16 protein-coding genes are annotated in these 13538 nt (G+C 65.7%); 9 read left to right on the top strand and 7 right to left on the bottom strand.

From position 1 onward, the window contains the following. Positions 1–15: 15 nt before the first annotated feature. The 4 genes from AB4Z42_RS14365 to AB4Z42_RS14350 are packed head-to-tail and all read left to right on the top strand — an operon-like array spanning position 16 to position 3440. Positions 16–828, top strand: a complete 813-nt coding sequence (locus AB4Z42_RS14365; protein ID WP_442009855.1) for a glutaminyl-peptide cyclotransferase — start codon at positions 16–18, stop codon at positions 826–828. Positions 829–877: 49 nt separating this feature from the next. Continuing rightward, positions 878–1300, top strand: coding sequence for a PPOX class F420-dependent oxidoreductase (locus tag AB4Z42_RS14360; protein WP_442009854.1), 423 nt, complete (start codon positions 878–880; stop codon positions 1298–1300). Between the two features lie 46 nt (positions 1301–1346). Beyond that, on the top strand, positions 1347–2309 hold the full coding sequence (locus tag AB4Z42_RS14355) for a tocopherol cyclase family protein (RefSeq protein ID WP_442009853.1): 963 nt from the start codon (positions 1347–1349) through the stop codon (positions 2307–2309). A 15-nt stretch (positions 2310–2324) separates the two neighbouring features. Beyond that, positions 2325–3440 carry an FAD-dependent oxidoreductase gene (locus AB4Z42_RS14350; RefSeq protein ID WP_442009852.1) on the top strand — a complete coding sequence of 372 codons (1116 nt, stop codon included), beginning with the start codon at positions 2325–2327 and terminating at the stop codon, positions 3438–3440. Here AB4Z42_RS14350 and lipE read toward each other — a convergent pair whose 3' ends face one another. From lipE to AB4Z42_RS14335, 3 genes are all read right to left on the bottom strand, one after another. Beyond that, complete coding sequence (gene lipE / locus AB4Z42_RS14345) at positions 3441–4682, bottom strand: lipase LipE (RefSeq protein ID WP_442010047.1); 1242 nt, start codon at positions 4680–4682, stop codon at positions 3441–3443. 2 nt (positions 4683–4684) lie between these two features. Then, positions 4685–5254: a hypothetical protein gene (locus tag AB4Z42_RS14340; RefSeq protein WP_442009851.1), complete on the bottom strand. Its 570-nt coding sequence runs from the start codon at positions 5252–5254 to the stop codon at positions 4685–4687. A 106-nt stretch (positions 5255–5360) separates the two neighbouring features. Next, positions 5361–5759, bottom strand: coding sequence for a heme-binding protein (locus tag AB4Z42_RS14335; RefSeq protein WP_442009850.1), 399 nt, complete (start codon positions 5757–5759; stop codon positions 5361–5363). Positions 5760–6076: 317 nt separating this feature from the next. On the opposite strand from AB4Z42_RS14335, the gene AB4Z42_RS14330 reads away from it, so the two are divergent. From AB4Z42_RS14330 to AB4Z42_RS14315, 4 genes are all read left to right on the top strand, one after another. Then, positions 6077–6751 carry a nitroreductase family protein gene (locus AB4Z42_RS14330; protein ID WP_442009849.1) on the top strand — a complete coding sequence of 225 codons (675 nt, stop codon included), beginning with the start codon at positions 6077–6079 and terminating at the stop codon, positions 6749–6751. Then, the gene (locus AB4Z42_RS14325) at positions 6748–7155 is read left to right on the top strand and encodes a VOC family protein (protein WP_442009848.1); all 408 of its coding nucleotides are present in this window, start codon (positions 6748–6750) and stop codon (positions 7153–7155) included. Before AB4Z42_RS14330 ends, AB4Z42_RS14325 begins: the two co-directional genes overlap by 4 nt. Positions 7156–7157: 2 nt before the next feature. Continuing rightward, positions 7158–8006, top strand: a complete 849-nt coding sequence (locus AB4Z42_RS14320; RefSeq protein WP_442009847.1) for a rhomboid family intramembrane serine protease — start codon at positions 7158–7160, stop codon at positions 8004–8006. Between the two features lie 72 nt (positions 8007–8078). Further along, positions 8079–8555, top strand: coding sequence for a GtrA family protein (locus AB4Z42_RS14315; protein ID WP_442009846.1), 477 nt, complete (start codon positions 8079–8081; stop codon positions 8553–8555). A gap of 8 nt (positions 8556–8563) precedes the next feature. On the opposite strand, the gene AB4Z42_RS14310 is transcribed toward AB4Z42_RS14315, so the two are convergent. Continuing rightward, positions 8564–9067 (bottom strand): WXG100 family type VII secretion target, encoded by a 504-nt coding sequence (locus AB4Z42_RS14310; protein ID WP_442009845.1) that lies wholly within the window; start codon positions 9065–9067, stop codon positions 8564–8566. 108 nt (positions 9068–9175) lie between these two features. Here AB4Z42_RS14310 and AB4Z42_RS14305 point away from each other — a divergent pair, with 108 nt between their 5' ends. Then, on the top strand, positions 9176–9349 hold the full coding sequence (locus AB4Z42_RS14305; protein ID WP_442009844.1) for a hypothetical protein: 174 nt from the start codon (positions 9176–9178) through the stop codon (positions 9347–9349). A 22-nt stretch (positions 9350–9371) separates the two neighbouring features. Here AB4Z42_RS14305 and AB4Z42_RS14300 read toward each other — a convergent pair whose 3' ends face one another. The 3 genes from AB4Z42_RS14300 to AB4Z42_RS14290 form a co-directional block, all read right to left on the bottom strand. Further along, a complete protein-coding gene (locus AB4Z42_RS14300; protein WP_442009843.1) occupies positions 9372–10562 on the bottom strand; it encodes a secretion protein EccK in 1191 nt (396 codons plus the stop codon). 1002 nt (positions 10563–11564) lie between these two features. Next, complete coding sequence (locus AB4Z42_RS14295; protein WP_442009842.1) at positions 11565–12491, bottom strand: hypothetical protein; 927 nt, start codon at positions 12489–12491, stop codon at positions 11565–11567. A 200-nt stretch (positions 12492–12691) separates the two neighbouring features. Then, a complete protein-coding gene (locus AB4Z42_RS14290; protein ID WP_442009841.1) occupies positions 12692–13486 on the bottom strand; it encodes a hypothetical protein in 795 nt (264 codons plus the stop codon). Positions 13487–13538: the final 52 nt, after the last annotated feature.

The raw sequence follows: 13538 nt of genomic DNA, 5'->3' as shown, positions 1-13538 counted from the left end.
GTATCTATAGGTCCTATGCGCATAGTCGGCCCGCGGATCATCTGGGCCGCGGCGGCGATCGCTCTGGTCGCGGGCTGCGGCGGCGGTGAGCAGGCCGCCGCAACGCCCGACACGAGCACGCCGAACGGACCCGTCCCGGTCGTGAAGCCCGTGGTGATCTCCGAGATGCCGCACGACACCTCGGCGTGGATCGAGGGCCTGGAGTTCGACGGCCCCACCCTCTATGAAGGCACCGGTGTCGCAGGCCAGTCACAACTGCGTGAACTCGACCCGGAAACGGGCGCGGTCCGCCGAGCGGCCGCGGTGCCCAACAACTACTACGGCGAGGGGATCACCGTCGTCGGCGACCGGATCTGGGAGCTCACCTGGCAGAACGGCGTCGCCGTCGAGTGGGACAAGAACACCCTCACGCCCCTGCGGGAGGTGCCGGTGACCGGCGAGGGCTGGGGACTGTGCAACGACGGGGATCGGCTCATCCGCAGTGACGGCACCGACCGGCTGAGGTTCCACGACCCGGCAAGCTTCGCCGAGACGGGTTCTGTCAGCGTCACGCGCGACGGTAAACCGGTCGCCAACATCAACGAGCTGGACTGCGTGGACGGGCAGGTGTGGGCCAACGTCTGGATGTCCGACACGATCGTGCGGATCGACCCGGTGACCGGTCAGGTCAATGCCGTCGTGGATGCCACCGAGCTGGCCAACGAAGCGGGCCGGGACCGGCAGAAGGTGCTGAACGGCATCGCGCACATCGAGGGCGACGAGTTCCTGATCACCGGCAAGTACTGGCCGAAGATGTACCGGGTGCACATCGACGTCCCCTCGAACTAGCCCGAACTGACGCGGAATAGCCATCACGTCGTACCGGGTTGCCCCACACATGACCTTTGACCCGCGCACGCTCCTCGCCGAAAGCAGACTGGGTGTTCTCGGCACCATCAAGTCCAACGGACTCCCGCAGCTGTCCCCGGTGACACCGTTCTACGACCGCGATGCAGACGTCATCTACGTGTCGATGACCGAGGGCCGCGCCAAGACCGCCAACCTGCGCCGCGACCCACGGGCCGCGTTCGAGGTCACCAGTTCCGACGGCTGGGCATGGGCCACCGCCGAGGGATCGGCGACGCTCACCGGGCCGGGGTCGGACCCGAGCGGACCCGAGGTCGAGGCGCTGGTCGACTACTACCGCCGTGCTGCAGGCGAGCACCCGGACTGGGACGAGTACCGATCGGTGATGGTGTCCGATCGCAGGGTGTTGATGGCGCTGACGGTGGAGCGCGTCTACGGCGAAAAGCTGCGCTGACACCGCGGCGGGTTTACGAACCCGGCGCGCGGTGTATCGCTGAGTGATGCGACTCGCGGATATCTACCGCAGGACCGGCGCCGATCTGCCGTACAGCGATCCCCTCACCTCGCACGGGTGCGAGATGGAGGGCTGGTTCTGGCGCCTGACCGACGCGGCGTCCGGTCGTGCGGCCGTGGCGTTGTTCAGCATCAACCAACATCCCGAAGGCGACTGGTCGACGGTCGCCGTCGCGGCGCACCCCGGCGGGTTCGTGCGGGCGGCAGCGCTACAGGACGCGCGGTCTGACGATGCGCCGTTCGAGCTGCACGCAGGAACTCCGGGGAAGGACGAATTCAGTGCGACGTACGACGCGCTGCACGTCGAACTCGACGGCGCCACGATGGATCTGCGTTTCGACAAACCGTACGAGTGGCCCATGGCGTTGGCGGGCGGCGGAATCGCGTCGGCGATTCCGTTCCTCAACCAGTACTGGCACCCCTACCGGTTAGGCGGCACCGCGACGGGCGAGTTCCGATTCGGCACCGAGCGTTGGCGGTTCGACAACGCGAAGCTCTACACGGAGCGCAACTGGGGCGCGGGTTTTCCCGAGCGCTGGTGGTGGGGCCAGGCGCACGACTTCGGCGATGCCGACGTGTCAGTGGCATTCTCCGGAGGTCTGCTGGCGCTCGGGCCGCTGCGCAGTGACGCGGGTGGGGTCGTCGTTCGGCTCGACGACCGCGTGATCCGCCTTACGCCGCCGACGGCGTGGGTGCGTCCTGAACTCGACGACCGACGGTGGTCGGTGCGGGCGACATCGGTGCGCTATCAGGTCGAGCTCGAAGGCGATGGGACACACCTGGCCCCGCACGTGCTGCCCGTTCCGCTACCCGCGGAGCGACGCAACGTCAACACCGATTACGAGCATCTCGCGGGCCGGCTGCGATGCACCGTCAGGGAATTCGGCAGGGTCATCTTCGAAGGGAAGTCGGAGTTGGCGGGACTCGAAGTCGGACACCTGCCCGGCTGACCGTATGGTGTCGGGATGCGCGTGGTCATTGCCGGCCTGGGTGACAGTGGCGTCCTCACCGCGATCAAGCTCGCGAAGCACGCCGAAGTCGTCGGCATCTCTGCCAAGCCGGGCCTCGTCAGCGGGCAGGAGCTGGGCTGGCGGCTGTCCCGGCCGGGCGACTGGGCCCGGCACAACTGGATTTCGTTCGACAAGTTCCGTGGTCTCGATCGGGTGCGGACCGTCCAGGGGACGCTGACCGGAGTGGATCTGGCCGCACGCAAGGTCTTCCTCGACGGTCCCGACGGCGTCGCCGCTGTCGAACCCTATGACGCGCTGGTGATCTCGACGGGGGTCACGAACGGATTCTGGCGCAGGCCCGACCTGCAGTCCGCCGATGAGATCGAGGCCGGACTGCTCGCCGTCCATGACCGCCTGGCCAACGCCGAATCGGTAATGGTGATCGGCGGCGGTGCCGCAGCGGTGAGCAGCGCGGCCAACCTCGCCAGAATCTTTCCGGGCAAACGGGTCGATCTGTACTTCCCCGGCGAGCGCGCGCTGGAGCACCACCACACCCGGGTCTGGGAGCGGGTGCATCGTCAACTCGTCGAGTTCGGGGTCGAACTTCACCCCGGCCACCGCGCGGTCATTCCCGACGGCTTCGGTTGCGATGACATCACCAGCGCGCCGGTCGAATTCAGCACCGGGCAGCCGCCCGCGTCCGCGGACGCCGTGCTGTGGGCGATCGGTCGCGTGCGGCCCAACACGGAGTGGCTACCCGCAGAACTTCTGGACGAGCAAGGATTCGTGCGCGTCACACCTGAGCTGAGAGTGCCCGATCACCGCGGCGTCTTCGCGGTCGGCGACGTCGCGGCCACCGATCCGCTTCGCACGTCGGCCCGCAACCGCGCCGATGGGCTGCTCGCGAAAAACATCCTCGCCGAGTTCGCCGACAAGCCCCTCAGCTCTTTCCGTCCCGCGAGCCGGCGGTGGGGTTCGGTACTGGGGATCCAGCCGGACGGACTGGAGGTCTTCGCGCCGAACGGGAAACCGTTCCGATTCCCCGCCTGGTCGTTCGAACGGATCCTGATGTCGTTGATCGTGCGCCGTGGCTTCTACCGCGGAATTCGGGACAACCGCCCGCTGTCCTGATCAGCCGGCCCGGGGTAGCTCCGCGGTGATGAGGTCCATCAGCGCGGGATACCGCTTGGCCTCACGGTGTGGGCCGGGCTTGCCGCTGCTGATGAGACCCGCCGCGAGGCTGCGCTCGGGATCGGCCCACACGGCGATGTTCGTCAGGCCGGTATTGCCGAACGCGGCAGGTGCGTTGCGGCCGAACGGCCCGAACCTGTTGGAGCCCAGCATGTATCCGGTGCCCCAGCGCAACGGCATCAGGCCGCTCGCGACGTCGGGCCGCAGCCGCCTGCACTGTTTGACAGCACCGCGAAGCGTCTGCTCGCCGATCACCCGCACGCCGTCGAGTTCCCCTCCACGGCGCAGAATCTCGGCGAACCGCGACAGTTCGTCGGCGGTGGAGATGGTGTTCGACGACGGCAGCACCGTGGTCAGGTATTGGGGACTGTTGGAGTACGGGATGATCTTCTGCATCGATCCACCGGTCGCGAGGCTGAACACCTTCTCCAGCGGAGCGGGCGCGGGCTTGCCGGTCGCATGGCTCGGTGCGACAAGTGGAACATCTTGTGGCGCAACACCGTAGTTGGTCCAGCGGAAGCCGAGCGGGTCGAGGATCTCGGTGGCCAGGATCTCCCGGATGCTCTTGCCGGTGGCGGCCGAGACGATCTCACGGATCAGTGGGCCCCACGTGAGGCCGTGATAGATGTGCACGAGTCCGGGCCGGTGCAGCGGCTTGAGTTCGCCCAATTTCTCGCGGGTGTACTCGCTGTCGTTCATCCGGCTCAAGTCGGGACGGGGACCGGTGTAGATGGGAACGCCTGCGCTGTGGGTCATCACGTGCCGGATGGTCGTGCGATCCTTGCCGTGGCTCGTGTACGTCGGCAGGTAGTCACACACCCGGTCATCGAGTGCGAAGTGACCGCGCTCGACCAGCATGTGGATCACCGTCGTGGACATCGTCTTGGCTGCCGAGTATGCGCAGAACGGCGTATCCGTTGTGACAGGTATCTTTTCGGCGTCAGGAGGGTCCGTCGGCCCGTTTCCCCAGCCGTGGCCGATGGCGCGGTTGAGGACGACTTTCCCGTTGTGTCTCAGGCACAGCTGTATCGCGGGATGCATGCCGGCCTGATACCAGTACCGGGCCGCTTGCCAAATCCGCTCGATCGACGCCGGGTCGACCTCCGAATGGTCTTCCTCGCCGACCGCGGTCACTGCGTCGAGGTCGGCCGGCACACGGATCCGGCCGTCCCCGGTAGCGATGGTCAGGGGGTGGGTCCGGGCGCCTCGCCCGATGGCGCCAGGTGCTCCGTCGGGACGGGCGCCTCTTCTGCCGGAGCGTCGGATGCCGGAGCCGATGGGCCCGATACGGCGGGCGGCGGGCCCGACGGGTTCGTCAGGATGAGTTTGCCGAGCTGCGCAAGTATGTCCGTCGCGCTGCCTTGGGCCGGCACCGGAGCGTTGGTCAGCTGCCACGTTTGGCAGTCGTTGGTCGTGAACGCCGTATCGCCCTGCATGATCTGCACGACCTGGGGCTTCTTGGTCATCGCATTGTCGACGACCGAATCGCCGCTGGTGCGCTTCCAGTAGCAGGCTCCGTCGGGCACGGGACCCGCTGACGCGTAGGTCCCCGGCACGATGTCTTTTCCGACTGCGAAGGTTCCGTCGCCGTCGATCGTCGTTTTCGGGCCAGGTGGGGCTGCCTCGGCGGAGGGTTGGCCGCCCGGGCCGGGCGGTGCCGGCTCGTCGGTGGGCTGCGCATTGACTTGACCAGCAGAAACGCCGGCCGCGATGAGCAGCGCTGCGGTCAGCGCAGCAGTTCTCGTCGGCCTCATATCAAGTCAGTCTAAGCGCCGCCGGAAAGTGTTACTTCCGGGCGCGAGAACCCGCCGCCACAGCAGGGCTGTGACGGCGGGTTTTCGCTACGCGATTCGATCGGACTCAGCCGGCCATGAACTGGCTGTATGCCGATGCGAGGTCCGGCGGCAGCACCGCCACGTTGCACTGGCTCTGCTTGTCGCCGATGGGCGCCAGAATGCCGCGCAGGTCGTAGTACTCACCGGGATTGGCGGTGAAATAGTTGCGGAGAGTCACCGCAGCCTGCTCGCGGGGCTGGTTGGTGGCTGTCGTCACCGCTGCGTCCGCGCCTGGGTGGCTGGCGAGGTACGCGCGGGCCGACCCGGTGACCGTGCTGACGGTGCCCGACAGCTCGCTGGCGTCGCACGGACCGGCCATGGCCGACGGTGCGGTGATGGTCGCCAGTGCCAATCCCCCAAGGATCGAGCCGGTTGCACATGCGCCGACGATCCGTCGACGCGCCTGGATATCAAAAAACTTCATATGCCTTTCTTCCTTTGATTTGCGAATTTGTCGCTGCTTCCCCCATGCCCGGAATCCACGGTAGCGAAACGAAATACGTGCAAATCGGTCCGGCGACGGGCGCTCTGCCAGCGCCGACAGCGTTACACCCGGCGAGCGTGATTTATGCCGCAATTTCGACGGAATTCCATAAGCCAGCGACCAGATCGGTGCCGAGATCTTGAAAACCCTCATAATCGCCGGGGCGTCCTTAATTGATCGTGATGTCGATAGTGACCGAATCGTTACGGCTGCGGGCAGTAGGTTCGTGCGCGGACCGATGCCGGAAGGGAACGTGAATGACGGGAGCAAGCAGCGACGTCTGGGAAGTGCTGTCCACCGCCAGAACCATCCGCCGCTTCACCGACGAGCCGGTGGACGACGCCACCCTGGCCCGGTGCCTGCAGGCGGCCAGCTGGGCGCCCTCGGGTGCCAACGCACAGGCGTGGCGGTTCATCGTTCTGCGTTCGGACGAGCAGCGCGCAGTGGTGGCGACGGCCGCGGCGCGGGCTCTGGACGTGATCGAGCAGGCCTACGAGATGAGCCGGCCCGCCCCGGACGACGACAGCAGGCGCGGGCGCGACAACCGCGCGACCTACGAGCTGCACGATCGGGCCGCGGAGTTCACCTCGGTGCTGTTCACACAGAAACGGTTGCGTATGGCGTCGGACCTGCTGCTGGGCGGTTCGATCTTTCCGGCGATGCAGAACTTCCTGCTGGCCGCTCGCGCGCAGGGTCTGGGTGCCTGTCTGACGAGTTGGGCCTCCTACGGAGGCGAAGAGCTGCTGCGCGAGGCCGTCGGGGTGCCCGAGGACTGGATGATGGCGGGCCACATCGTGGTCGGATGGCCCAAGGGCAGGCACGGTCCTGTCCGGAGGCGGCCACTGGCCGGGGCCGTCAACGTGGATCATTGGGATCGACCGTCGGCAGACCTGCTGGGGGAGAGTACTTCTCGAGAATCGAGGCGCACGTGAAATTGGATCTGCTCTCGCCGGGCATCGAGGTCGGCCTGGTGACAACCAACCTCGAGGCGATGGTGGTCTTCTACGAGGGGTTCCTCGAGCTCGAGTTTCAGGGTGAGATCGAGTTTCCCGGCGGATCGCAGCGCCGCTACTCACTAGGTGGAAGCGTGCTCAAGCTCGTCACCTTCAAAACGCCGCCACCGTTGCCCGCAACCGCCGGCGGTGGCCGTGCCGCAGCCGGTGTCCGGTACTTCACGATCGGTGTCAAGGACCTGACGGGGATAGCGGAGACCTTCGCCGAATCGCCCTACGACGTGGTCGAGCCGCTCACCGAGTTCGAGCCGGTGCCCGGCATGGGCTGGATGTTCGTTGCCGATCCCGATGGCAATTGGATCGAATTGTTCGGCACGCTGTAGGCATGACCACTCCGCCGCAGACGCCGACCTGCTATCGGCACCCCGATCGCGCGACGTATGTGCGGTGTAACCGCTGCAACCGGTTCATCTGCCCTGAGTGCATGCGCGATGCCGCCGTCGGGCATCAGTGCGCGGAGTGCGCGAACGCAGGCGCCAAGAGCGTCCGGCAGCCCCGCACGCAGTTCGGCGGCCTGCCGCAGGCCACCCCGCTCGTCACGTATGCGCTCATCGGCATCAACGTGGTCATGTTCGCGCTGCAGACCATGTCGGCGGATCTGCAGCGTGAGCTCGTGCTGTTCTCGCCCGCGGTGGCCAACGGGGAGTGGTACCGACTGTTGACTTCGGCCTTCCTGCACTACGGGCTGACGCACATCCTGTTCAACATGTGGGCGCTCTATGTGGTGGGCCCTCCGCTGGAGGCCGCGCTGGGCCGGCTGCGTTTCACCTCGCTGTACGTGATGAGCGCACTCGGTGGATCGGTCCTGGTCTACCTGCTGTCGTCACTGGGCGCTCAGACCGCGGGGGCGTCTGGCGCGGTGTTCGGTCTGTTTGGGGCGACGTTCGTGATCGGCAAGCGGCTCAACCTCGATGTCCGCTGGGTGGTCGGACTCATCGCGCTGAACTTGGCATTCACGTTTGTGATCCCACTGATCAGTTCCCAGAACATCAGTTGGCAGGGGCATATCGGTGGTCTCGTCACCGGCGCGGGGATCGCCGCCGCGTATGTCTATGCACCGCAGAAGTCCCGCACCGCCGTGCAGGTCGTCGCCACCGTTGGGGCACTCGTGCTGTTCCTGGTCCTGATCTGGTGGCGCACAGCCGATCTGCTGGCCATGTTCGGGGTCACCTGACGGGCACGACACGCCTCCCGAAGTTTGCCCGCTGCTCAACCGCTGGTCACCCGTGCATGTCAGCGTGGTCATGTGACGGTCGAGTCGTCGACTCCTGCAAAGGCGGGAACGGTCGAGCGGTTCCACCGACTCTGCGTCCAGGTGGTTGGCCGGCTGCCGTTCGGGCTGAGTTCCATTGTCGCCCCGACGTTTCTCGGGTTCTGCATGATCAACAGCTTCACGTTCGGCATCGATCTGACGCTGCTCTACGTGATGCACGGACAGCTACAGCTGCCGGTGCCGATCGCCGTGTCGGCCGCCTACGCGTGTGCGTTCGCGGTGGCCTACATTCTCAACCGCATTTTCAACTTCCAGTCACATGCTCCGGTCGGTCCGCAGCTGACGATCTACGTGGTGGTCGTCGTCGTCAACTACCTGGCGTTCATACTCGGGCTGGTCAGCCTGCTCACGTATCTCGGTGTCGACTACCGACTCGCACGCCTGGCGGCGGGCGCGTGTGAAGCGGTGTACATGTACAGCATGATGCGCTGGGTGGTTTTCCGCGGCTGAGCCGCGAATCAGCTGGGGCGGCTGAGCGAGCCGTTCTCGTCGAATGTCGGGACCCTGTCGGCGGTATCGCCGTCGATGCCGTCGTACGTCGTGAGCAGGCGCTGAATCATCAGCGTGTAGGCGTGGGGAAAACTGTGGAACACCTCAGGCAGATTCGGCGGCGGCGTCGCTTCCCCGTCGTCGGCGATCTGCCAACCCTGGCTCTGCAACGAACCGACCATGTCCAGCAACGCCGTACGCGTCGAGCGGAGCTGTCCGCCGCCGGAGGCCAACACCCCTTGCAGTGTCTGCAGCTTGTCGCGCAGCGCTTCCTGGGTGGCGAGATTCTGTTCGCTGCGTGACACGGCGGCGTCGCCCGCTGTTCCTGACCACTCCTCGCGCAGCTTGTTGACCGCCTCGCGCTGCGTCGAGATCAAGCTGTCGAGTTGCGCGGTCTGTGCGCCGATATCCGCGGCGGCAGATATCAGGCGCTCCGGCTGGGACGCCTCAACGGCGGAGATGGAGCAGGCCACCTACCCATTATCGCGGTCGGCCGCGGGACCATTTGCAGATCTTTGAATGCAGACGCAAAGCCTGCCGATGGGGCGGCGATTGGCGTGCCTAAATGTCATGATCACGCCGTGTCGATCATCGCGTCAAGCGTCGCCGCTGTGTCCGCTTCTGTGATTCGCAAGCGCAGGTTGGATGACCAGCGGGAGATCGATGCGTACTGGGGCGGGCTGTCGAAGTGGACGTACTGGAACGAATCGGAACAATCTGACGAGCCCAACCAAACGCCGCCTCCGCCGCGGTAGCCAAGGCGTGCGAACGTTCTGATCAGACGGTGGCTTCGGATGCAATGGCGTCAGACATCAACACACTGAGGTGCTGCCAGTAGATCCAATCGGCGATGGCCGCACGTTGATCGGCGGGATCGACGGCAGTGTGGGCGCGATGCAGAGCCAATTCCTGTGCGTGGTCGGCATACATCACGAATGCGGCCAGTTGCACGGCAGCGCGGTCAGGATCGTTGCTCAGCAGCGGACGAAAAACCTCGAACCACAGCTGTGGCCGTCGGTCTTCAGGCGCGCTGGCGTCGGTTCCGGGTGGAGGCAGGAGCTCGGTTAGGCCGGACCAGCCGACGGCGGCCAACTTCATCGCGGTTTCGGGGGCGATCACCTGGAGGCGGTGCCGGCCGTTCATCGCGCCGTTGTCGGGAATGTCGTCAGGGCGCAGAACGATCTTGGGAGCGCCCGGGTCGAATCCCTTGAACTGGTCCTCAGTGGCGATGACCGCACGCAGATCGGTGTCGTGGTGTTGGGCCCAACCGTGAAGGGCGAGTATCGGATAAGTCGTCCAGCTGCCACGGATCGCGGCGGGGATGTTCTCGTCAGCGGTGGCCATCTTGACGTTCGCGGGCAGGTTGACGCCCTCGGGGATGTAGGCGAGGCCGTAGTTGTTGGCGACGACGATCGTTCCGTCCTTGGCCAGGCCGGTGACCCAGAAGAACCCGACGTCGGTGATGCCGGCGTTGAGGGCCGCCCCGATGCGCTGAGCCAGCATCGCGGGATCATTGCCGGCCGAACGACGGCGCAGAGCACCGGCTGTCGCAGCCGTGGCAGCTGCCTCACGGTGGGCTCGTGCTGCCGAAACTGGAACTGGCGCAGGGCCTCCGACGCCGCCGGCGGCCGCCGCGGGAGGAGCGACGTTCGGTCCGACGGGACCCGCAGGTGCGACGGGCGCCGCGGGTGCCGGCGTCGGCGGCGGGCCCAGCGGCATCGACGGTCCTGGTGCGGGTGCGCCAGCGCTGGGAGGCGGTGCCATCGGTGCTGCGGCGCCGGCGGTCGGGCCGGCGGCCGTCGGTGTCTGGGTGGGTGCCGCCGCGGCAGGGGCATCGAGGACGGGCGGGGGAGTAGGAGGCTGCGCGATCGGAGCGGAGCCCAGCGGGGCCGCGGATTGTGTTGGCTGGATTGATGTTTGGGCGGCTTTGGTCGCCGCCTCGGCCATCGATTTCTGGAACTCGGTCAACTGTTGTTGCGGTGTGCTGGGCGTAGCGCTGGCCGCTGGCGCACTGGGCGCGGAAGTCGAGGGCGTCGAGGGACTCGACAGCGGGCTTGGCGAACCGACACTGGGAGTCGATGGCGCACTGGGAGCGCTTGGGGCACTGGGTAATCCGGGAAGGCCAGGTACTCCAGGTCCAGCCGCTGGCGGGGGCGCTTCGACGGACGGGACGGCGGGCGATGGGGCTGCTGGCTCAGCTTGTCCTGGCAACCCGGGGTTGTTCGTTATGGGATCCGGATCTGCTGGATTTGGCGCAGGAGGAGGCGAAGCCGCCGGCTCGATTGCGCCGGGGCTGCCAGGGACACTGGGTGGAAGAGCAGGATCACCGGGGTTTGGGGCGGACGGCGGCGGCGTTTGCGGTTCAACGTCCCCGCGACCTCCGGGCAAATTTTGAGACAGTGCAGGCGCGAGCGGCTCCTCACTGGAAGCCAGTTGAATCTGGGGCTCATCGTCGCCAACCTGCGTTGCCTTCGGCGGGGCCTCCCCTGTGAGTTTGAAACGTTCATTGTCGATGGCATCGACGTTGTCCGATCGTGTCTCTTTTACTATCGAACGGATATCCGTCAGTTTTGAGTCCGCAGTCGCTTTGGTGTCGTTCTGGATATCGTCGATCTTTTGGCTGGCTTCGGCGACGTTATCGATGATGGTGTTCTTTGCGCCGATGACTGAATCGCGACTGTCGCGGAACAGTTTTGCCGATGCCTCCAACTTGTCCTTCAAAGCTTCAAGCTCTGCTATGCGCTGGTCAAGCTTCGCTGATGCAGCGCCCGCAGCTCCGCCTGCCCAGAGTCCCGCGCCGCCGAACATCAGAGATCGCTCGCTCTTCGCAGCCTCCCATTGTGCTTCAACGGATTTCGCAGCCGCATCGAAAGCCTTAGCGCTGTCATCAAGAGTGTCTTCGTTGACGTCAGGCCACGCTGGCGGATCTGTCATGCCGTAAGGATCAGGCGGTCTTCCGATTCCCATTCCCTACCCTTCGGCAGCCTTGCACGCTTCCCAGATAGTGGAAGTCATCGACGAGGCCGTGCCTGATAGATACGAATCGGCTTTGGTATAGCTGGGCAGCGCGAGGGCGTACGCGCGCCGATACTGAGCGGCGAAGGTTGCGAAGTCCCGAAATACAGAATTATCGCTGGCTTCGCCAAGCTCCTGAATATCGTCGGCAAGCTTGTTCATGACGGGTACGACGGCATCCACAACTGCCCGCTGTTCCGGTGTCCAATCGCTGGCGGGTATTGCGGGATCGAGGGCTTGCCAGGCTTTGGTTTCCGTAGCGAATTGGTCGAGCCGTCGAAGCCAATCCGCGCATTGGACATCTGGCGCTGCCATGAACTCCTTTGGTTCACTCGGATCTTCGAGAGAGTCTGTGGTCGCCGGCGCGGTCGGTGGAGGAACCAGTGGGCCACGAGCCTCAGCAGACCCGTACGTGATCGCTGAGCAGACGTATGCGATTGCACTACCAGCCGAGCTGAAGACGCGTGCCAGGTGGTCGTCAGCGGGTTTGTAGGTCGGAATCGCGTCGCTATAGGCCCTGGCGTATGCAATGTATTGCTCATACAGCTCCCGCATCACCCGGTGCGGCGTCAACTTCGCTATCGGCCCGGTCTGGTCCGCTGCGTCGCGCGCGCCTTTGGCGACCTTTTCGTACATCGAGCGCTGCTCTCGTGTCCATTGCGTGGCTCCAACGGACGGGTCTCGCTCATTCCAACCAGCGTCTCGTTCTTTGTCGATGAACGTTTGACTGATTGGCGTCCAGGCCGCGCAGCTGGGGTCTTCTGTGATGATGTTCGCGGGACCCTTATCGTCAGCGCTTGCCAGTCCAAACGTTTCGCCCGTCGGCGTGGAATCGCCCTCGCCATCGTCCGTGGTGACCGAAATCGTCACTGCCGCAGTCACTCCGATGACCACCAGCAGCGCCAGCGCGCCCAGTCCCCACTTCCAGCCGGTGCCCCGCTTCTTCGGCGGCGGTCCCCCGCCCCATGGCTCCTGTTGCGGCCACGGCTGCTGCGGACCCGGATAACTTTGCGGCGGATAGGGATTCCCGGGTGGCGGGCCGCCAGGCGGGGGTGGTGGTGGACCGCCCGGCGGCTGAAAGCTCACAGCTCGATCCCTGGGGTTGACTGCGCCGGCCGTGTCGGAGCCGGCTTCGGCGCGGCAGGCGCCTCGGGTCGGGGTTCTTGTGATTCGGGAACCGGCGCCCGCTCGCCACCGGTGTCGCCCGGCGCGGCTTCCTCGGGTCGCTGCTCTACTTCGTCCTCGGGCCGATCCTCGGCATCGTCCGTCGACGGCTCTTCCTTGCCGAGCTTGTCTTCATCCTCGCCGGACAACTTCGACATCTGACTCGCCTGCTGCACGGCGGTCTGGACACCTTGCATCATCGCTTGCGGAATCGCCGCCGCCATCCCCGCCAATTGCATCGGGATCTGCGCGGCCTGTTGCGCCAGCTGCATCGGCATCTGCATCAGCTGACCCATCTGGTCGGCCTGCCCTGCGCCAGCCGCCGCCGGTGACCCCGCCTGCTGAGCCGCTCCCGCTGCCGGCGCGCTCATGCCTGCGCCAGTCGAGCCACCACCGCCAGCACCAGCCGCGTCGTCGATCAAGCCCAGACGCTTCAGAATCTCCTCGGCGATCTGACGGTCGCCCGCATCGTATTGATCGGCGGCGGCCAGTACATTTTGGGCGAAGCGCGTCAGCTCGTCTTTGGCGATCGGCATCTGAGCGATCACCGGATCGACCACCTCGGAGACCTTGCCCGCGATCGCGGTCGACAGCGCATCGGTTCCCGCGGGGCTGAAGGTAGCCGACGGCTCCGGAATCAATCCCGCGATGGTCTGCAGCTTGCCGCCGGATTGACGGACAAGCGCGGTATCGACCCGCAAAGTCTCAGTCAACCGTCTCCCCGCTCAGCAATCATCACCGCGAAAAACGCGTGGCAATCCCCCT

Origin of the sequence: Mycobacterium sp. 2YAF39 (assembly GCF_052114565.1) — a bacterium.
Classification (GTDB): domain Bacteria; phylum Actinomycetota; class Actinomycetes; order Mycobacteriales; family Mycobacteriaceae; genus Mycobacterium.
Note: the sequence above shows the minus strand (reverse complement) of the source record. Positions and strands in the feature narration are given on the sequence as shown.

Bases quoted from the DNA above. Each gene is read 5' to 3' on its own strand.
- AB4Z42_RS14365 (WP_442009855.1), top strand. From the start codon at position 16: ATGCGCATAGTCGGCCCGCGGATCATCTGGGCCGCGGCGGCGATCGCT.
- AB4Z42_RS14360 (WP_442009854.1), top strand. From the start codon at position 878: ATGACCTTTGACCCGCGCACGCTCCTCGCCGAAAGCAGACTGGGTGTT.
- AB4Z42_RS14355 (WP_442009853.1), top strand. From the start codon at position 1,347: ATGCGACTCGCGGATATCTACCGCAGGACCGGCGCCGATCTGCCGTAC.
- AB4Z42_RS14350 (WP_442009852.1), top strand. From the start codon at position 2,325: ATGCGCGTGGTCATTGCCGGCCTGGGTGACAGTGGCGTCCTCACCGCG.
- AB4Z42_RS14340 (WP_442009851.1), bottom strand. From the start codon at position 5,254: ATGAGGCCGACGAGAACTGCTGCGCTGACCGCAGCGCTGCTCATCGCG.
- AB4Z42_RS14335 (WP_442009850.1), bottom strand. From the start codon at position 5,759: ATGAAGTTTTTTGATATCCAGGCGCGTCGACGGATCGTCGGCGCATGT.
- AB4Z42_RS14330 (WP_442009849.1), top strand. From the start codon at position 6,077: ATGACGGGAGCAAGCAGCGACGTCTGGGAAGTGCTGTCCACCGCCAGA.
- AB4Z42_RS14320 (WP_442009847.1), top strand. From the start codon at position 7,158: ATGACCACTCCGCCGCAGACGCCGACCTGCTATCGGCACCCCGATCGC.